This window comes from Telluria sp. ZB4P34, assembly GCF_059686055.1.
This window is the reverse complement of sequence record NZ_JCASIF010000001.1, coordinates 703,432-722,078: the sequence shown is the minus strand read 5'-3', so window position 1 is coordinate 722,078 and position 18,647 is coordinate 703,432. Positions and strand designations below refer to the sequence as shown.

Here is an 18,647-nt window from a genome sequence, read left to right as displayed (position 1 = left end):
CCTCGGGTTCCTCCAGGGCCGCTCAGCGGCTCCAGTTGCACGTGCCGCGCACGATCGCGGCGCCCCAGAAGGGCAGCGCGAACACGCCGCCGAAGCCGAACACGAACTCGCCGAACGGGGTCTTCCTGACGAAGCTGCTCGGCTGGTGCTTCAATGCGTCCGGTCCCAGGCAGTGCCCCTTCCCGGCCTCGGAAAACTTGCGCGCGAATTCCCTGTAGGGGCCGCCGCTCAGCGCCGTCCCGCCGGCGGATAGCGCGCCGTAGGGCATCTCGTCGAGGGTGGCGCGCACGGCCGCCCTGATTGCTTCGTCGCTCGGACGGGCGCCCGCGGGCGCTCCCGCCACCGCCGCTCGCGGCTGCGTATCCACCCCGGCAAAGGGATCGGCCTGCACGGGCCGGGCCGTCGCCGGCGCATCCGCATAGACGGGAAGTGCCTGGCAGGCTACCAGGGGAAGCAGGAATCGCAAGAGCCAGGATTTCATCGTGCAATGGCAGAGTGGATGACCGGGGGACTGTATCCGAACCCTCGAGCACATGCTTAAGCGGACATGAATGCATCGAATTTCATGCCGAGGGGGTAGCCGCGACGAGGGCCAGGCCTGCGCGAGCGTTTATCATGTGCTCTGAAGCATTCTTTCTACGGGGATGGCTTGCTTCGACGGCGTCAGGCATCCGGCCCAACCGATAAGGGAAAACATGGCAACCGAGCAGGGGTTCGTGGAATTCGTCACTGAAGTGGCCGCACTGGGCAGCAGGCTGACGCTCAAGAAGATGTTCGGCGAATATGCCCTCTACCTGGACGGCAAGGTGGTCGCCTTTGCCTGCGACAACAGCCTGTACATCAAGCCGTCGAAGGCTGCGGCTGCGCTCGCGCCCGACCTGCCGCAGGGACCGCCTTATCCAGGCGCGAAGGACTATCCCATCGCGGACGAGCTGCTCGACGATCCGCAGCTGTTGCGCCGCCTGATCGAAGAAACGGCAGCCCTGATGCCGCCACCAAAGCCGAAGAAGGCGCCAGCCAGGCGCGCCGGGTAATACCGCTCGCCGATCCATTCGGCACTGCAAACCGATGAGCGGACAAGCGTGCATGTTTCAGATGCATGGCGGCCCTGTCACGCCCCTGCCATCCCGAGGCGGCATGCCCAAACGAACTGCACGCCCCGAAAATTGAAAAAGCGCTATGTTCTTAACTTCGGTCCTATTGCGCGTTTTCGTCAAATCGGAACAGGCATGGAGCAGGACGCATGCCTGCCGCCCGCCCGGCGCCACCGGTCCCCAGCACCTCAAGAAAGGATGAACGATGCCCGACTTCGATCCAAACCGGCGCCAGCTGCTCAAGGCGTCGACCGTTGCCGTCGGCGGCGTCGCCGTGGCTTCCCAGCTCCCGGCGCCCGCCGAGGCCGCGCCCGCGGCCCCGCCGCCGGCGTCCACCGCGCCCACCACCATGAGCATCCGCCTGAAGGTCAACGGCATCGAACACCAGCTGATGGTCGACCCGCGCACCACGCTGCTGGACGCGCTGCGCGACCGCCTGCAGCTCACCGGCAGCAAGAAGGGCTGCGACCAGGGCCAGTGCGGCGCCTGCACCGTGCTGGTGGATGGCCGCCGTGTGACCTCCTGCCTGAACCTGGCCGTGATGCAGGAAGGCCACGAGGTGACCACCATCGAAGGCCTCGGCACCCCGACCAACCTGCATCCGCTGCAGCGCGCCTTCATCAAGCACGACGGCTACCAGTGCGGCTTCTGCACGCCGGGCCAGATCTGCTCGGCCGTGGGCATGCTGGAAGAGCTGCGCGCCGGCGCTCCCAGCCACGTCACGGCCGACCTGAACGCCAGCCCGCAAGCCGGCGACATGGAATTCCGCGAGCGCATGAGCGGCAACCTGTGCCGCTGCGGCGCCTATTCGAACATCCAGGAGGCGATCGCCGAGGTTGCCGGCATTGCCGGCGCGGCCAGCACGTCCGGTACTGCGGGAGCCAAGCGATGAAGGCCTTCACCTACGAGCGCGCCCGCACCCCGCAGGAGGCTGCCGACGCCGCGGCGCGCCATCCGCATTCCCGCTTCGTTGCGGGCGGCACCAACCTGCTCGACCTGATGAAGCTCCAGATCGAGACGCCGTCCCACCTCATCGACGTGAACGACCTGGCGCTCGACCGCATCGAGCCGGGCGCGAATGGCGGCCTGCGCATCGGCGCACTGGTGCGCAACGCCGACCTGGCGGCCGACCTGCGCGTGCGCCGCGACTACGGCGTGCTCACGCGCGCACTGGTATCGGGCGCGTCGGGCCAGCTGCGTAACCAGGCGACCACCGCCGGCAACCTGCTGCAGCGCACCCGTTGTCCCTACTTCTACGACACCAATATGCCCTGCAACAAGCGCAGGCCGGGCAGCGGCTGCAGCGCCATCGGCGGCTTCACGCGCCTGCACGCCATCGTCGGCCAGAGCGAGGCCTGCATCGCAACCCATCCGAGCGACATGGCGGTGGCCATGCGCGTGCTCGACGCGCAGGTGGAAACCGTGGCGCCGGGCGGGGCCACGCGCGTGATCCCGATCGCCGACTTCCATCGCCTGCCGGGCAACACGCCGCACATCGACCACAACCTGAAGGCCGGCGAGCTGATCACCGCGGTGATCCTGCCGCCGCCCGTGGGCGGGGTACAGAGCTACCGCAAGGTGCGCGACCGCGCCTCGTATGCCTTTGCGCTGGTCTCGGTGGCGTCGATCCTGCAGCGCGACGGCAGCGGCCGGGTGGCGCTGGGCGGCGTCGCCCACAAGCCGTGGCGGGTCGAGGCAGCCGAGGCGGGGTTCCCGCGCGGGGCGCAGGCGGTGGCCGGCGCCTTGCTGCAGGGGGCGCGCACGACCGAGGACAACGCATTCAAGGTGCCGCTGGTCGAGCGCACCCTGGCCGCGGCCATTGCCGATGCCAGAGCCTGAGGGAGGGACAACCATGAAATTCAACGAACCAGCCACCACCAACCCGATCGACCAGCTCAAGGTCGTGGGCCAGCCGATCGATCGCATCGACGGTCCCCTCAAGACCACCGGCACGGCGCCCTATGCGCTGGACCAGCACGACGTCGTGCCGAACCAGGCCCACGGCTACGTGGTCGGCTCGGCCATCCCGACCGGGCGCATCGTCTCGATGGACCTGGCGGCGGCCAAGGCCGCACCGGGCGTGATCGCCATCGTCACCGCGCAGAACGCCGGCAAGCTCACCAACGGCAACTTCAATACCGCGATGCTGCTCGGCGGGCCGCGCGTCGAGCACTACCACCAGGCCGTGGCGCTGGTGGTGGCCGAGACCTTCGAGCAGGCGCGCGACGCCGCCGGCCTGGTGAAGATCAAGTACGAACGCGACAAGGGCGCCTACGACCTGCACGCGGTGAAGAACAAGGCCACGGCGCCGAAGGGCGAAGCGGCCGAAACCAGGGTCGGCAACTTCACCGGCGCCTTTGCATCGGCGCCCGTAAAGCTCGACGCCGAATACCACACCGCCCACGAGTCGCACATGATGATGGAGCCGCACGCCAGCGTCGCCAGCTGGGACGGCGACCGGCTCACCGTCTGGACCTCGAACCAGATGATCGCCTGGGCCAGGGGCGACCTGGCCAAGACGCTCGGCATCCCGAAGGACAAGGTGCGCGTGCTGTCGCCCTACATCGGCGGCGGCTTCGGTTCCAAGCTGTTCCTGCGCGCCGACGTGGTGCTGGCGGCGCTCGGCGCGAAGGCGGCGCGCCGTCCGGTGCGCGTGCCGCTGCAGCGCGCGCTCATTCCGAACAACACCACGCACCGCTCGGCCACCCTGCAGCGCATCCGCATCGGCGCCACGCGCGAGGGCAAGATCACGGCCATCGCCCACGAAGCCTGGTCCGGCAACCTGCCCAAGGGCTCGCCGGAGAATGCCGCCACCCAGACCCGTTCGCTGTATGCGGGCGAGCACCGCATGACCGCCAACCGGGTCGCCGCGATGGACCTGCCGGAATCGAACGCCATGCGCGCGCCGGGCGAGGCGCCCGGCATGGCGGCGCTCGAGATCGCGATGGACGAGATGGCCGAGAAGCTGGGCATGGACCCGGTGCAGTTCCGCATCGTAAACGACACCCAGGTGGTGCCGGACAATCCGGAAAAGTCCGCCTCCAGCGATCCGCAGTCGAAGAAGCCGGAGAAGGAAAAGCATAATCCGCATCCGCCGTTTTCCAAACGCCAGTTCATCCAGTGCCTGCAGACGGGCGCCCAGCGCTTCGGCTGGGAACGCAGGCCGGCCAAGCCGGGAACCCGGCGCGAAGGCCGCTGGCTGGTCGGCATGGGCATGGCCTCGGCCTTCCGCGACAACATGCTGACCAAGTCTGCCGCGCGCGTGCGCCTCGACCGGCGCGGCATCCTGACGGTGGAAACCGACATGACCGACATCGGCACCGGCAGCTACACCATCATTGCGCAGACGGCCAGCGAGACGATGGGCATCCCGCTCGAACGGGTGCGGGTGCGGCTGGGCGACTCGAGCTTCCCGGCCTCGTGCGGCTCGGGCGGGCAGTGGGGCGGCAACAACTCCACGGCCGGCGTGTACGCCGCCTGCATGAAGCTGCGCGAAGCGGTGGCGCGCCAGGCCGGCTTCGAGCCGGAGCGCGCCATCTTCGCCGACGGCCTGGTGCGCATGGGGGAGCGCAGCCTGCCGCTGGCCGAGGCGGTCGGCGAGCGCGAACTGGTGGCCGAAGACCTGATCGAGTACGGCGACATCACGACGCGCTTCCAGCAATCCACCTTCGGCGCCCACTTCGTGGAAGTCGGCGTGGACGCGGTAACCTGCGAGGTGCGCATCCGGCGCATGCTGGCCGTGTGCGCGGCGGGCCGCATCCTGAACCCGAAGACGGCGCGCAGCCAGGTGATCGGCGCGATGACGATGGGGGCAGGGGCGGCGCTGATGGAGGAGCTGGCCGTCGACAAGCGCTTCGGCTTCTTCGTCAACCACGACCTGGCCGGCTACGAGGTGCCGGTGCACGCCGACATTCCGCACCAGGAAGTCATCTTCCTGGACGAGACGGATCCGATGTCCTCGCCGATGAAGGCGAAGGGCATTGCGGAGCTGGGCATCTGCGGCGTGGCGGCCGCGATCGCGAACGCCGTGTACAACGCGACCGGCGTGCGGGTGCGCGAGTATCCGATCACGCTCGACAAGCTGATCACGAAGATGCCGTTGTCGGTGTGACCCGGAATGGGGGCGGCCCGGCCGCCCCCCCTGCATCCCCCCGTCACGGTGGGAATGGGCGTATGTGCGGGCTGGTGCTTCTGCTATCCTGCTGCCTTCCGGCCTCCTCGTTTTCCAGGTCGCCTCCCGCGCGTGCTGGTTGCGCGCCTGGTCTTTCCGCTTGCTTCGACCCGAGCGTTATCCGGCATGGACGGCCAGCCCGTCCATGGCTATCATCACGCCGTTCACGTACCGGATGTCGCACCATGCAGTCAGCACGACCCATCACCATGTCCCCGAACGCCCGGCGCCAGATCGACTGGCTGCAACTGGCGGCCGCCTTCGCCTTGCTGTCCTTCCTGTTGATGGTGTGGCGCTGGGGCGGGACGGTGGCCGATTCGCAGGCCTATTACGACACGGCGCGCTACCTGCGCGGCGAGATCGGCCCCGGCGAGCTGCTTGCGCCTTTTCCCTACCGCCTGCTGGTGCCGGCAGCCGCCTCGCTGATCCCAGGAGACCTGCGCAACGGCTTCGCGCTGCTGAACTGGGTGCTGGTCACCCTTGGGGCCTGCCTGGTCTCCAGCGCCGTGCTGCATGCGGGGCTTGGGCGGCGCCGCGCGATCGCCGCCGGCCTCCTGATGATCGTGTCGCTGCCGGTCTTCTGGTACGCGCCCTATCTGCTGGTCGACCCGGGCTCGGTATGCGCGCGCGCCGCCTTCGTGCTGGCGCTGCTGTGCGGCCAGCCCTGGCTGGCCGCGGCGGCCGGACTGCTCGGGACCGCCGTGCGCGAGGAAAACATCGTGTTGCTCGTCTGGCTGGTGGCGATGCGCCGGATCGCCATCCTGCCCGGCCTGGCGGTCCTGGCCGCTGCGGGGGCCTGGATCGTGGCGGTGCGCTGGTGGCTCATCACCGGCCTGCCGGCCTATGCCTGGACCCCGAGCTGGCGCCAGCTCCTGCATGCGCTGCAGGACTGGCGCTCGCTGGCCACGATCGCCGGCAGCGCCGTGCTGGTCGCGCCGCTGGCGCTGCTGGGCTGGCGCCGCGCGCCGCAAGCCTTGCGGCCCTTTGCCGGCCTGCTCCTGTTGATGGCGCTGCCGCCGCTGTACGCGGCGCTGTGCGTGCGCGTCGACGGCCGCGCCGTGTGGGGACTGTACCCCTTCCTGATACCGTTCGCGGCCTGCGTTGGCCTGGATCGTGCCGTGCGCCGTTGACGGATTCGCCACAGGGGCTATACTGAGCTTGTCAGAACCCGATTATCGATGAATCCACCACGCTTCACTTCGCCGACCCCGGATGCCTGCCAGCAGGGCAGGGGCTTTGCCGCGTCGGTCGAGCGTGACCGTTCCGCCTTTTTCCGGGCGGTGCAGCAATCGTCCCGCAACCTCGCCTGGCTCGTCCGGGCTCGGTGAGGATCGCCGCACACGCCCTTCCATCCTCCCGAGCCGCCCCGATCCCGACATCCGGCCGCGCTTCACCGGGCGTTTCGCCGCCGGCCGCGTAGCAGCCCGCCCAGGCGCGGGCACACTTCAGGAGTAATCAATGAAACCGACCATCCTCGTGTCCTGGCTGGACATGGACCGCCTCGACCACATGCTCGACGCCATACCGGCCTCGCAAATCGCCGCGCGCGACGCGCTGCTCGACGAACTGGGCCGCGCGGCGCTCGCCGAGCCCTGGGAAATGCCGCCCGACGTCGTTACCATGAACTCGCGCGTGCGCTTCTGCTTCGATGGCGCCGACGAGGAAGTGACGATGACGCTCACCTATCCGAAAGACATGGCCGGCCAGCCCGACCAGCTGTCGATCCTGACCCCGGTCGGTACCGCCCTGCTGGGGCTGAAGGTCGGCGATTCGATCAGCTGGGAGCGTCCCGACGGCGCCGTCTTCGAACTCACGGTGCGCGACATCGAGTACCAGCCGGAACGCGACGGCCAGTACCACCGCTAGGCGGCGCTAGTTGCACTTGCCGCGCAGCTTGGCCACAGCGATGAAGGGGAGCGCCAGCACGCCGCGCAGGAAGAAGGTCGGCTGGCGTTTCAGCCCGTCCTGGTGCAGGCAGTCGGGCACCCGGGCCTCGTTCATCTGGCGCCCGAATTCCCGGTAGGGATCGGCGCGCAGCGCCGGTTCGCGCAGGACTACCGGGTCTGGCTGCCCGGCGAGGGTGTCGCGCACCGCCTCCTTGATGGCATCGCCGCTCAGGCGCGCCCGCAGCGGCAGCGCAGCCTGGGCGGATACGGAAGCGTTCGACGGCGGCGCACCGGGGCGGGGTTCCGCCGCCAAGCCTGGGGGCAGTGGGGACGCGGCGACAAGGGCGAGCAGCAGTGGCGTCATTGGCAGGGCAGGATAGTTGTGGCATTGGCAAATGTACACCATTGCTTTATCGTGAGCGGGTGTGCACAGCCCCAGGCACCGAAATGCCCATTTTTCATGCATCGCGCATGCGCCCGCCCTTGAGAGAGACCATGAAACGATTCCTTGCCGCCGTTTTCCTTTTCCTGAGCCTGTCCGGCTTCGCCCATGCCGAGACCGATGCGCTGCTGACCAAACAGGTCAACGCCTTCGTCGACGAGTGGCACGAGGACGCGGCCAATGCGCGCATGGCCTATTTCGACAAGATCGCCGAGGACGGCGTGTACATCGGCACCGACCGCACCGAGCTGTGGAAGCGCGACGCCTTCAAGACCTGGGCCAGGAAATACTTCGACCGCAAATCGGCCTGGAGCTTCAAGGCCACGCGCCGCAACGTATACGCGTCCAAGGACAAGTCGCTGATCTGGTTCGACGAGCTGCTCGACACCCCGAACATGGGCCCGTGCATGGCCAGCGGCGTGATCCGCAAGACCGCCAAGGGCTTCGAGATCGTGCACTACCAGCTGTCGATGGCGGTGCCGAACGAGGTGGCGAAGCAGGTCACGAACCTGATCGCCGAGCACGAGAAAAAGTAGGGTGGTCGGCTTCGCCGACCGCGCGTCCAGATCCGGTGTGCGCTGCCACTGAGCATGTTGGCGCTGAACGCGCGGTCGGCAGAGCCGACCACCCTACGTTTATGATTGCAACATGAAGCAACGGAACCAAGCCTACATCGGCCGGTTCGCACCGTCGCCGACCGGCCCGCTGCATGCCGGCTCGCTGGTCGCGGCCCTGGCCAGCTACCTCGACGCCCGCGCCCACCACGGTGCCTGGCTGGTGCGCATCGAAGACATCGACGAAGGCCGCAGCGTGCCCGGCGCGGCCGAGGGCATCCTGGCGCTGCTGGACCAGCTCGGCATGCACGCCGACGGCGAAGTCGTGTGGCAGAGCCGGCGCAAGGCGCTGTACCAGGCGGCCGCCGAATGCATCGTCCAGCATACCTACCCGTGCGGCTGCAACCGGCGCGAGATCGCCGATTCGCGCCTCGGGTTTGCGCCCGATGGCGCCGCCATCTATCCGGGCACCTGTCGCTACGGGCTGGCGGAGGGACGCAGCATGCGCAGCCTGCGCCTGCGCGTGCCGGAGCCGGGCCATGACGTCATCGGTTTCACCGACCGTTTCGCGGGCGAGGTCACGCAGCGCCTGGGGGCCGAATCCGGCGACTTCGTCCTGAAGCGCGCCGACGGTTTCTGGGCCTACCAGCTGGCGGTGGTGGTCGACGACGCCGGGCAGGGCGTCACCGACGTGGTGCGCGGCGCCGACCTGCTCGACTCGACGCCGCGCCAGATCTTCCTGCAGCGTGTGCTCGGCGTGCCGACGCCGCGCTACCTGCACGTGCCCGTCTTGCGCAACGAGAATGGCGAAAAACTGTCGAAGCAGACCGGCGCGCTGGCCGTGGCGCCGGGCGACGAAGCGGCGGCCGTGGATGCCTTGCTGCAGGCCGCGCGCTTCCTCGGTTTGCCCCTGGCGCGACCGGCATCGCTGCACGCCTTCTGGCAGGCGGCGATACCGGCCTGGAGCCAATTGCTGGCCGGGCGCGAAGGGGCCGCGCTTGCTCCACCCCTCACTTGACCTGGCTCGGCCGGCGGCGCGCCATCACCGCCAGTCCGGCCAGGCCGACACCCAGCATCCCCCAGGCCGCCGGTTCCGGGATCGGCGCAGCGACCACGAAACCGCGGATCTCGCCGTTCGGATACTGCGCCGTGTGGATGTTGAGGTAGGCCTGGTTGCCGTTCATCGCCTCGAGCAGCGCCGCGCTCGCCGATGACGGGGCGCCGCCGAACGCGGCCAGGAAGGCTGGTTCATACACCGCCGGGTCGCCCAGGTCGAAGGCATGGGTATAGCTGCCGGACGTGCTCATCATCGGGAAATCCACCAGCGTGATCGCGGGCGGCGCCACTCCGGTGAAGGCTTCGGTCGTGCAGCAATGGATGTGGGCGACGGTCGTGCCGCTGACGAGGTCGCGGAACGGCACTTCGGCCCGCAGCAGCGCACCATCGATCTCGAAGGTGGCGACGCTCGAGCCGGGCGAGCCGTTGGGCGGCGACTCGGCCGGGCCGCTGGACACGGCGCGGTAGATGTCGGCACCCTGGGCCGCCGGTGCGAGCGCCAGTGCCGAAGTTGCGAGCGCCATTGCGCTTAGTACTTTTTTCATGGCAGTCCTCCTGATTAGGAAAGAATCCAAACGCACACCCGGCGGGTGTGCTGCTGAAAAAAGTAGCGCATCAATTCTGCACCGTCCACACAGTACGGGCAATAAAAGTACCTTGGGCAGAAGCGCAAGAGAAAATGTCGTTAATGGGGATTGCGCAGGATGGTGAACTCGCCGTCAGGGAGAGGGGGAGGGCGGGGCCGCGGTGGCCGCTTCCCAGGCGGCCAGTTCCTTCTCGTAGCGCGCCAGCGCTTCCTCGTAGAGATCGAACACGCAGGGCATGCAACCGCTGCGGCAGCAGTCCTCGGGTTCGGGCTGCACGGGCGCGATGGGCGCGGTGGGTAGAATCGGGCGCGGGCGCGGCGTGTCCATGTCGCGCTCAGTCTTCGCGGTTCAGGATCCGCTGGATTTCCTCGCGTTCATTCTTGCTGACGTGGCCGCGCAGGGCGGCCAGCACCAGTTCCTTGCCGGAACCGGAGAAGGCCTTGTGGATCAGGTCCTTGATCAGGCCGGCCTGGTGCGTGTCCTGCGGCTGGGCCGGCGCATACACGTGGGCCCGGGCGCTCTCGTCGCGGCTCAGGAGACCCTTGGCATGCATCATCTGCAGCAGCCGCAGCACATTGGCATAGGCCATGTCGGGCCGCGTCTCGACCGCCGCCTCGTGTACCTGGCGGGCTGTGGCGGGGCCGAGCCGCCACAGCAGGCGCAGCATTTCCAGTTCGGACGGGGTCGGCTTGGCGGGGACGTCGGGAGTGCTCATGGTTCTAGAATAAATGATCTAGACCGCCAAGTCGAGCCGCCATGCGCCGGGGGTCAGTCGTTGATCCGGTACGCGCGCAGGTCGAACACCGTCTTGCCGTTTTCGCGCTCGCACACGCCGGTCATGGTCTCGCCCTTGCGCAGCACGTAGGTGATGCGGGCGCCGGCGGCCTTGCCGGCGCAGGCGGCGTGGGCGCCGGCCGGCACCTCGGGCAGTGGAGGGGGAGGGGGCGGCGCAGGCGGGGCCGGGGGAGCCGGAATCGACGGCATGGCGGGCATGGCCGGCAGGGCGGCCAGCGCATCGCCGGCATCGCCACGAAGTACGGGAGGCGCAGGTGGAGCGGGCGCGGCCGGAGGCGCGGGTGGCGCAGGCGGAACCGGGGGCGGCGGGCACTTGCCCTTCACGGTCGACTCGCAGGTGTAGTGGACGCGCACGCTGGCCTGCACGCCGGCGGCGGCCAGGCCCAGCAGGGCGATGGCGACGATGGCTTTGTTCTTCATGTTCATGGTGGTCTCCTTGGCAGCGGCCCGCCCCGTATGGCGGGCCATGGATGCATCGTGCACGCCAAATGTGGAGAAAAGATGGAGCCGCGCCCTTGCCGGGTCTACAGGTCGCAGCGGTAACCGAGCCCGTAGATGGAGCGGATCGCCTCGACCCCCGGCGCCGCCGCATCGAGCTTGCGCCGCAGGTTCTTGATGTGGCTGTCGATGGCGCGGTCGGTGGCGTCCAGGCTGTCGGCACGCGCCGCATCGAGCAGCTGGGCGCGCGAGAACACCTGTCCCGGACGGCGGGCCAGCGCCGCCAGGATCGCGAATTCGCTCGGCGTCAGGTCGAGCGGCTGGCCGTGGAGCACGGCGCGCCGCGCCGTCTCGTCGACCGACAGCGCGCGTGCCGGCGCGGCCGCCGCGCCCGTCCGGCGCAGGATCGCCTTGATGCGCGCCATCAGCTCGCGCGGGCTGAAGGGCTTGCACAGGTAGTCGTCAGCGCCGGCTTCCAGGCCGAGCAGGCGGTCGATTTCCTCGACCCGTGCCGTCACCATGATCACCGGCAGTTCGCTGAACGCGCGCAGCGCGCGGCACAGCGACAGGCCGTCCATTCCGGGCAGCATCAGGTCGAGCACGACCAGCGCGGGCGGGTCGGCGCGGATCGCGTCCAGGGCCGCGCGGCCGTCGCCGACGACCAGCGGCGCGTAGCCGGCGGCGCGCGCGTAGTCGGCCACCAGCGCGGCCAGCTCAGGTTCGTCCTCGACGATCATGATGGCCTGGCTCATGCGGCGTCTCCTTTCATCCCTTCTGCTGCCGGCAGCGCCAGCGTCACGCGCAGGCCCCCGAGCGGCGCATGGGCGAAGGCGAGGCTGCCGCCCTGCGCCTCGGCCAGGCGGCAGCACAGCGCCAGCCCGAGTCCGGCGCCGCCGTGGGCGCGGCTGCGCGAAGCATCGACGCGGAAGAAGCGTTCCCCCAGGCGCGCCAGCGCATCGTCCGGCACGCCGGGCGCGCTGTCGTCCAGCACGAGCTGGACGCGGTCGGCGCCGGCATGCGCCTGCAGGCGGATGCGGCCGCCCGGCGCGGTATAGCGCAGGCTGTTCTCGAACAGGTTGTCGAGCACCTGGCGCAGGCGGTCGGGATCGGCCAGCACCATCGCCTGTGCGGGCGAAGGGCCGCATTCCAGCGCCAGCCCGGCAACCTGCAGGCGTCCGGCGAAACCCTGAGCGTGGGTGGTGGCGAACTGCCACAGGTCGAGCGGAACCGGCTTGCAGTCGAGCGCGCCCACGTCGGCGCGCGCCAGCGCGTACAGCTCGTCGATCAGCTTGTTCAGGGCCAGCACCTGGCGCAGCATGGCGTCGAAAGTGTCGGGCGTGGCGCCGCGCACGCCGTCCTGCACTGCCTCGAGCTGGGCGCGCAGCACCGCGAGCGGGGTGCGCAGCTCGTGCGAGGTATCGGCCACCCACTGGCGGCGCGCGCTTTCGGCGCTGGCGAGCTGCTGGGCCAGCGCGTTGAAGTGGCGCGCTAGTTCGCCCAGTTCGTCGCTGCGCGTGTCCGGCAGGCGCACCTCGTAGTGGCCGCCCGCGAGCGCGCCGGCGCCCTCGGCCAACTGCCGGATAGGCTGACGGAAGTGGCGCGCCAGCAGCACCGCGGCGAGCGCGCTCAGCGCCACCGCCATGGCCAGGATCGCCCACAGGCTGCTGCGCAACTGTTCCAGGAAGGCGAGGGCCATGGCGTCGCTCGGCCGGTGGCTGCGCGCCACGCCGAGGAAGCCGACCGTGCCGCCCTCCACCACGATCGGGCGGCGCGCGAGCGGCAGGGCTGCGGACTCCTGCACCGGTCGCCCCGCCAGGTAGTTGCCCTTGGCGTCGAGCAGGGTGACGCGCTGGTGCAGGTCGTAGGTGACGCCGTCCGCGCTCGGGGTGTCGAGCGGCATGGCCGGCAGCGGCATCGCCGGTGGAGCCGGTGGCGCCGGCGGAGCAGGGGGCGCCGGCGGGGCCGGTGCGACAGCCGTGATACCGGCTGCCGTTGGCGCAACCGCCCCCATTGGGCGCGCGGGCGGCGCGGGCGGCGCTTCGGGCGCATCGGCCGCGCCGGGCGCGTCCGGCGCTTCCGGAACCGGCGCCACGGTCAGGATGCGCTGGCGGCGCGCGTCCTGCAGGCGCACCAGTTCGCGCGCTATCCAGCCGCGCCGTTCGTCATCTGGCGGCAAGAAGTTCCAGCCGCCCTGGGCGCGGTAGCGCCCCGCGAGCGCGCCCGACAGTTCGTCAAGGCGGTCGAGTTCGATGCCGACCGCGTAGTCGCCGAAACCGGCCAGCACGTTCTGGCGCAGCAGGTACACGGCGCTCGCCGCCACCGCGAGGATGGCGAGCAGGACCGAGAGGAAGAGCCGATGGCCGATGGATAATTTCACAATGTCTGGTCAGCGTAGGACTACAAGGCAAAAGAAAATTTGTTTTTCAAAAACCGAAACGAACCTGCATCTCATTCTCGAGGCGTAGGGAATTCTACATGCGCGAATCCGTTTCTCCCTGTTTGACGGACGGGACGCCGCTCGTGGGCAAGTTCATGTCCTACACGATTGTTGCCGAGTTTGGGTAGTCCGCATGTACCGCCATGGTCAGGATGGGCCTGTCTCAGCCACTTCGGCTGATGCTTTTTGAAATACACAGGAGGCAAAATGGCATCGAACAACCAAGGCGGCAACAAAGGCAAGCAGGGCGGCAACCAGCAGAGCGCCGACACCAGCAAGCGCGGTTTCGCGTCGATGGATCCGGAACGCCAGCGCGAGATCGCCAGCGAAGGCGGCCGCGCCGCCCATGCGTCGGGCAACGCGCATGAGTTCACGTCGGAAGAAGCACGCCGCGCCGGTTCACTGAGCCACGGCGGGGGCGGAGGCAACCAGCAAAGCGGTGGCGGCCGCGGCGGCAAGCAGGAAGGGCAAGGCGGCGGCCGTGGCGGCAACCAGGCCAGCGCCGGCGTGCAAGGCGGTTCGCCCGAGCAGCATGCACGGGCTGGCGCGCAGAGCAACAAGAAAGACAAGTAAGCGGGTATAGGCGTGGTCCAGTCCAGTGGACTGGACCACGCTATGCCAACCGCGCGTTCAAACCATGGGTGATCATACGGAAACGTCAATTCATCGGGCGCCTGGACGCGCGGTCGGCGAAGCCGACCACCCTACCTAATACACATCCCTGCGGTAGCGGCCCTCGGCCGCAAGCGCATCGAGCTGCTCGGCACCCAGCACCCCGGCCAGCGCGTCGTGCACGCCGCCCGCCATCCCCTGCAGGCTGCCGCACACATAGATCGCCGCGCCGCGCGCGATCCAGCCGCGCACTTCTTCTGCATGTTCATCCACCAGGTGCTGCACGTAGCGCACGTTGCCGCCATCACGCGAGAAAGCCAGGTCGAGGCGCGCCAGGCTGCCCGTCGCCAGCCATCCCTGCAGCTCGTCGCGGCACAGGAAGTCGTGCGCGGCATTGCGTTCGCCGAACAGCAGCCAGTTGTCGCCATGGCCCGCCTCGATGCGCGCCTTGAGCAGCGCGCGCAGGCCGGCCAGGCCGCTGCCGTTGCCGATCGCGATCAGCGGACGCGCGGCATTGTCGCCCAGGCGGAAGCGCGCGTGCGAACGGACGCGCAGCCGGATCGTGTCGTCCGCCCTTGCACCCTCGCACAGCCAGCCGGAGGCGGCGCCCGGGCTTCCATCCTCGCGCCGCTGCAGGCGCACCAGCAGGGCCAGGCGGCCCTCCGAGGGCAGCGAGGCGATCGAGTATTCGCGCGGATGGTCCGGGTCGCCCGGTGCGCTCAGCTGCGCCAGGTCGCCCGCTTCCCATGACGGCAGCGCGGCATGGAGCGGAACGAGGGCGATGCGGTAGAGCGGGGCGCCGGCGCTGCCCGGGTTGGCCAGCTGGCGCTCGGCGATGCGCCATTCGCCGTAGCCTGGCGCTTCCCAGTCCGGTGCGTCGCTGGTGCCGGCCAGGCGGCCGATGTGATGCTGCCAGGCGCTCAAGGCGGCCGGGCTGCCGCGGTCGACGTCGATGCGCTCGAACAGGGCGGTGGCGCCGTGCGCGGCCAGCCAGGCGTCGAGCGCGCGCCCGAAGCCGCAGTAGTTGGCATAACTGCTGTCGCCCAGCGCCAGCACGGCGTAGTGCAGGTGCGAGAGCTCGGGCGCCGACTCCATGGCTGCGCCGGCGAAGCGCGCGCCGGTGTCGGGCGCGTCGCCTTCGCCATAGGTGCTGGCGACGAACAGGACACGGCTGTTGCCGGACAGCGCGTGCGCGTCGAACCGCGACATGCAGATTGCGCGCGCCGACAAACCGCCCGTGCGCAGCGTCGCCGCGGTCTGTTCGGCCAGGTATTCGGCGCTGCCGGTCTGGCTGGCGTGGACCACCAGCCAGTCGGCCTCGCCCATGTCTGCGCCCGTGCGCGCACTGGCCCGGGCGCGCCAGATCGCCAGGCACATCGCCAGGTAGCCGCCGGAGAGGGCGAGCGCGCCGCCCCAGCGCACCGGATCGATGGTGATCATCATTGCAGCAGTTCGCGCCAGGCCGCGCTCGTGTGTTCCAGCAGGCCGCCTTCGTGGCGGACCAGGTAGCGCCCGGCGATGCCGCGCGCGTCGGCAAACGCGACGCCCGCCTCGACCCCCATCACGGTGAGCGCGGTGGACAGCGCGTCGGCCACCATGCAGGTGCCGGCCACCACCGTGCACGAGGCGACGCCGTTGGCGACCGGCTGGCCGCTGCGCGGATCGAGCGTGTGCGAGGCGCGCTGCGCGCCGCTGTCGAAGTAGCTGCGGTAGTCGCCCGAGGTAGCGATGGCCAGGCCGTGCAGGGCCACCACGGCCTGCGGACCGGAGGCCGCGCCGGGAACCCCTTCGATCTCGACCCACCACGGCTCCCCGTCGGGCTTCACGCCGGCGCCGCGCAGCTCGCCGCCGACCTCGACCAGGTAATGGCGCACGCCGAGGCGTTCCAGGCACAGGCCGAGGCGGTCGACGCCGTAGCCCTTGGCGATCGAGGAGAAATCGAGGATGGCGCCGCCCGGCTGCAGCAGCCGGCGCGCGCTGCGGTCGAGCTGCGGGGTGGCGTTCGCGCGCCGCGCCAGGGCGTCGGTGAGCTCGGCGGGAGACGGCGGCCGGAACCCGGGCCCGTCGTGGCGCCCGCTCGGGCCGAATCCCCACAAGCCGACCAGCGCTCCGGCAGCCGGGTCGTAGGCGCCGGCTGTGTCTTCGTGGACTTGCAGCGCGAAATCGGCCACCTCGAAGAATTGCGGCGGCAGCGCATGCCAGCTGCCGCCGGGCGCGAGGTTGTAGCGCGACAGCAGGGAACTTTCCTCCCAATGGCTCATCTGCGCGACGATGTCGTCCAGCTCGCGCTGCAGGGCCGTCTCGAGGTCGGCCGTGACGGCTGGCGGTACCAGCATCGAGGCCGACCAGGTCGTGCCCATCGAACGTCCTGACACCTTGCACAGCCTGCTCCCGCCCGGAGGCAGGCCCAGGTCGATGGTGAGCGGAACCAGGACGTCGCGCACTTTTATTACCCTCGCCTTCCCGTTTATTCCGGCAGGATCTCGAGGGTGGCGGAATACGCGTAGCGGCGCGAACCCGGCTCGCCCGGCCCCTTGCCGGCATCGGCCGGGAACTTGGCGCTCATCCAGTAGCGGTTCGGCGCCGGCAGGGTGAAGCTGGCTTCGCCCCTGGCGTCGGTGACCAGGCGGATCTCGTTGATGGTGCCGCGGAACTTGACGCCGGCCGGCACCAGCGAGAACGGGAAGTTCGGCAGCGGCTTGCCGTCCAGCTGGAAGCGGAATGTCGCGGTCTCGCCGGCGCGCAGGTCGTTCGGGTGGGTGACCGGCACCAGTTCCAGGCCTTCGCCGCTCGGCTTCAAGGCGCCGGTCGACAGCTTGTTGGCGGTAACAAAGGTCTCCATCCGGGCATGGGTGCTTGCCTTCCTCACGTCCGTGGCGCCGGCCGGGATCTCCTTGGCTACACTCGCCTCGGTACCGCGGAAGCGCTTCTCTTCGCCGTTCAGCTTGTAGCTGCCCATCACGTTGTTCGATACCAGCGCGATGCGGTAGGTGCCGTCCTTCGGCAGGCGCAGGTCGAGGGTCGAGCGCAGCTTGCCGAGTACGGCGCCCGTGGCCGGGTAGGTAGCGCCTTCAGGATCGGTGACGGCCACGCCATCCATGCGCAGCGGCACGTGGTCGAATTCGAACAGGCCTTCCGAGATCGCGCCGTCGATGGTGACCCAGGCTTCCTGCTTCTCGATGAAGCTGGTGGAGGGCAGCATCCAGCCGCGGTGGGCGCTGGCAGCGAAGGACAGGCTGGCCAGGGCCAGGGTCAGGACGGTCTTCTTGACGAGGTGGTTCATGGTGGTCTCCTGTGCTTGTTATTGGACGGCGATCGCAACCTGGCCGAGTTCTTCCTTGCCTTTGGCATTCGCCGCCAGCTTGCCCTTGGCGGGCAGGGTGAAGGGCACCCGCACCAGCTCGCGGCCGCCTGCTTCGCGCGCCGCTTCCACCACCAGCTTGTAGTCGCCGGCCGGCAGCTTGGCCAGCGCGCCGGCGAAGTTCATGGTGTGGGCGCCGGCCGCCCTGGTCGCGCCGCTCAGGCCATCCATCGGCAGCTTGATGTCCTTGCCGCCCTTGCGCCACCAGGTGCGCATGTCCTTGACCCACTTCTCGCCCCCGTTGTCCTTCTTCTTGACGTCGTACAGCACGGCCAGGTTGGACGCGACGGCGCCGTCGCCCTTCTCGATCCAGATCGCCACGTAGGGCTTGTGGTACTCGGCCACCTGCAATTGCGGCAGTTCGAACTTCACGGACAGGTCGGCGGCCATGGCCCAGCCGGATGCCAGCGGCAGGGTCAGTGCGAGCGAGTGAGACAGTTTCATTAGATCGCCTTATAAATGATGGGTAACTAGAAGATAAGCAAATAGTTAATGGATGAAGAGCAGCGCGATCAGGGCCGGCAGCACGACGCCGAAGCCGACCACGGGCCAGGTCGAGGGCCGCTTGGCCGCGTGGTATTTCAGGATCAGGAAGCCGGTGATGCAAAAGACGACGCAGGCGATCGCGAAGATGTCGATGAACCAGCTCCACACGACGCCCGTGTTGCGGCCCTTGTGCAGGTCGTTCAGCCAGGAGATCCAGCCGCGCGAGGTGGCCTCGTATTCGGCCGCGCCATCGACGGCGATGCGCAGCCAGGCGTCGCCGCCCGGGCGGGGCAGAGCGACATAGGCGTCTTCCTCGCTCCACTCGGCGCGCTTGCCGCGTACGTCGACCGGGAAGGCGCCGTTGGCCCAGTCCGCGATCTCGCTCGGCAGCGGCACTTCGGCATCGACGTGCTCGGCAGCAAAACCTTCCAGCTGGGCGCGCAGCGGCTCCGGCAGGGTGGCCTTGAGGCGCGTCACTTCCGGCTTGGCCTCGATCTGGGCCGCGTGGTTCAGGGTGAATCCGGTAAAACTGAACAGCAGCATGGCCATCAGGCAGATGGCCGAGCTGATCCAGTGCCACTGATGCAGCTGCTTCAGGTAAACGGCGCGGCGCGCGCCCGGCAGGGCGTTGACCGGTGCGACAGGTTGCATGGAAGTGGTCGGTCCAGTTGAGCTCATCATCAAATGATAACGATTATCATTTAAGCGGTCAACCGCCCTTGTGGCTT

General features: G+C 69.1%; 22 protein-coding genes. 9 read left to right on the top strand and 13 right to left on the bottom strand.

The features are described from left to right. Positions 1–22: 22 nt before the first annotated feature. On the bottom strand, positions 23–481 hold the full coding sequence (locus tag AC56KL_RS03235; RefSeq protein WP_497178694.1) for a hypothetical protein: 459 nt from the start codon (positions 479–481) through the stop codon (positions 23–25). Between the two features lie 214 nt (positions 482–695). On the opposite strand from AC56KL_RS03235, the gene AC56KL_RS03230 reads away from it, so the two are divergent. From AC56KL_RS03230 to rnk, 6 genes are all read left to right on the top strand, one after another. Then, complete coding sequence (locus AC56KL_RS03230; RefSeq protein ID WP_497178693.1) at positions 696–1,034, top strand: TfoX/Sxy family protein; 339 nt, start codon at positions 696–698, stop codon at positions 1,032–1,034. Between the two features lie 265 nt (positions 1,035–1,299). After that, positions 1,300–1,986 carry an aldehyde dehydrogenase iron-sulfur subunit PaoA gene (paoA, locus tag AC56KL_RS03225; RefSeq protein WP_497178692.1) on the top strand — a complete coding sequence of 229 codons (687 nt, stop codon included), beginning with the start codon at positions 1,300–1,302 and terminating at the stop codon, positions 1,984–1,986. Continuing rightward, entirely contained in the window at positions 1,983–2,933 is a 951-nt protein-coding gene (locus AC56KL_RS03220; RefSeq protein WP_497178691.1) for an FAD binding domain-containing protein, read from the top strand. The genes paoA and AC56KL_RS03220 overlap by 4 nt, the downstream gene beginning before the upstream one ends. 13 nt (positions 2,934–2,946) lie before the next feature. Further along, positions 2,947–5,205 carry an aldehyde oxidoreductase molybdenum-binding subunit PaoC gene (paoC, locus tag AC56KL_RS03215; protein WP_497178690.1) on the top strand — a complete coding sequence of 753 codons (2,259 nt, stop codon included), beginning with the start codon at positions 2,947–2,949 and terminating at the stop codon, positions 5,203–5,205. Between the two features lie 269 nt (positions 5,206–5,474). Next, entirely contained in the window at positions 5,475–6,395 is a 921-nt protein-coding gene (locus AC56KL_RS03210; protein WP_497178689.1) for a hypothetical protein, read from the top strand. Between the two features lie 328 nt (positions 6,396–6,723). Next, the gene (gene rnk / locus AC56KL_RS03205; RefSeq protein WP_497178688.1) at positions 6,724–7,131 is read left to right on the top strand and encodes a nucleoside diphosphate kinase regulator; all 408 of its coding nucleotides are present in this window, start codon (positions 6,724–6,726) and stop codon (positions 7,129–7,131) included. Positions 7,132–7,137: 6 nt separating this feature from the next. Here rnk and AC56KL_RS03200 read toward each other — a convergent pair whose 3' ends face one another. Next, positions 7,138–7,464, bottom strand: coding sequence for a hypothetical protein (locus AC56KL_RS03200; protein WP_497178687.1), 327 nt, complete (start codon positions 7,462–7,464; stop codon positions 7,138–7,140). 182 nt (positions 7,465–7,646) lie between these two features. Between AC56KL_RS03200 and AC56KL_RS03195 the strand changes: the two genes are divergently transcribed. Both AC56KL_RS03195 and gluQRS read left to right on the top strand, forming a co-directional pair. Next, positions 7,647–8,129, top strand: coding sequence for a nuclear transport factor 2 family protein (locus AC56KL_RS03195; RefSeq protein ID WP_497178686.1), 483 nt, complete (start codon positions 7,647–7,649; stop codon positions 8,127–8,129). A gap of 112 nt (positions 8,130–8,241) precedes the next feature. Further along, positions 8,242–9,165 carry a tRNA glutamyl-Q(34) synthetase GluQRS gene (gene gluQRS, locus AC56KL_RS03190; protein WP_497178685.1) on the top strand — a complete coding sequence of 308 codons (924 nt, stop codon included), beginning with the start codon at positions 8,242–8,244 and terminating at the stop codon, positions 9,163–9,165. On the opposite strand, the gene AC56KL_RS03185 is transcribed toward gluQRS, so the two are convergent. From AC56KL_RS03185 to AC56KL_RS03160, 6 genes are all read right to left on the bottom strand, one after another. Then, positions 9,158–9,748: a CHRD domain-containing protein gene (locus AC56KL_RS03185; RefSeq protein WP_497178684.1), complete on the bottom strand. Its 591-nt coding sequence runs from the start codon at positions 9,746–9,748 to the stop codon at positions 9,158–9,160. The genes gluQRS and AC56KL_RS03185 overlap by 8 nt on opposite strands. A gap of 174 nt (positions 9,749–9,922) precedes the next feature. Continuing rightward, positions 9,923–10,117: an oxidoreductase-like domain-containing protein gene (locus AC56KL_RS03180; protein ID WP_497178683.1), complete on the bottom strand. Its 195-nt coding sequence runs from the start codon at positions 10,115–10,117 to the stop codon at positions 9,923–9,925. A 7-nt stretch (positions 10,118–10,124) separates the two neighbouring features. After that, entirely contained in the window at positions 10,125–10,505 is a 381-nt protein-coding gene (locus AC56KL_RS03175; protein ID WP_497178682.1) for a BlaI/MecI/CopY family transcriptional regulator, read from the bottom strand. A gap of 53 nt (positions 10,506–10,558) precedes the next feature. Continuing rightward, complete coding sequence (locus tag AC56KL_RS03170; protein ID WP_497178681.1) at positions 10,559–11,011, bottom strand: hypothetical protein; 453 nt, start codon at positions 11,009–11,011, stop codon at positions 10,559–10,561. A 98-nt stretch (positions 11,012–11,109) separates the two neighbouring features. After that, positions 11,110–11,775 carry a response regulator gene (locus tag AC56KL_RS03165; RefSeq protein ID WP_497178680.1) on the bottom strand — a complete coding sequence of 222 codons (666 nt, stop codon included), beginning with the start codon at positions 11,773–11,775 and terminating at the stop codon, positions 11,110–11,112. Continuing rightward, positions 11,772–13,400 (bottom strand): ATP-binding protein, encoded by a 1,629-nt coding sequence (locus AC56KL_RS03160; protein WP_497178679.1) that lies wholly within the window; start codon positions 13,398–13,400, stop codon positions 11,772–11,774. Before AC56KL_RS03160 ends, AC56KL_RS03165 begins: the two co-directional genes overlap by 4 nt. A 267-nt stretch (positions 13,401–13,667) precedes the next feature. On the opposite strand from AC56KL_RS03160, the gene AC56KL_RS03155 reads away from it, so the two are divergent. Beyond that, on the top strand, positions 13,668–14,033 hold the full coding sequence (locus AC56KL_RS03155) for a KGG domain-containing protein (RefSeq protein WP_497178678.1): 366 nt from the start codon (positions 13,668–13,670) through the stop codon (positions 14,031–14,033). Between the two features lie 135 nt (positions 14,034–14,168). Here AC56KL_RS03155 and AC56KL_RS03150 read toward each other — a convergent pair whose 3' ends face one another. From AC56KL_RS03150 to AC56KL_RS03130, 5 genes are read right to left on the bottom strand one after another with little or no spacing between them, the layout of a single operon-like run. Then, positions 14,169–15,515: a sulfite reductase subunit alpha gene (locus AC56KL_RS03150; RefSeq protein ID WP_497178677.1), complete on the bottom strand. Its 1,347-nt coding sequence runs from the start codon at positions 15,513–15,515 to the stop codon at positions 14,169–14,171. Then, positions 15,512–16,516, bottom strand: coding sequence for an FAD:protein FMN transferase (locus AC56KL_RS03145; RefSeq protein ID WP_497178676.1), 1,005 nt, complete (start codon positions 16,514–16,516; stop codon positions 15,512–15,514). Before AC56KL_RS03145 ends, AC56KL_RS03150 begins: the two co-directional genes overlap by 4 nt. 23 nt (positions 16,517–16,539) lie before the next feature. After that, positions 16,540–17,355, bottom strand: coding sequence for a DUF4198 domain-containing protein (locus tag AC56KL_RS03140; RefSeq protein WP_497178675.1), 816 nt, complete (start codon positions 17,353–17,355; stop codon positions 16,540–16,542). 18 nt (positions 17,356–17,373) lie between these two features. Then, a complete protein-coding gene (locus AC56KL_RS03135; protein ID WP_497178674.1) occupies positions 17,374–17,877 on the bottom strand; it encodes a DUF2271 domain-containing protein in 504 nt (167 codons plus the stop codon). A 45-nt stretch (positions 17,878–17,922) separates the two neighbouring features. Further along, on the bottom strand, positions 17,923–18,570 hold the full coding sequence (locus AC56KL_RS03130; RefSeq protein ID WP_497178673.1) for a PepSY-associated TM helix domain-containing protein: 648 nt from the start codon (positions 18,568–18,570) through the stop codon (positions 17,923–17,925). Positions 18,571–18,647 lie beyond the last annotated feature (77 nt).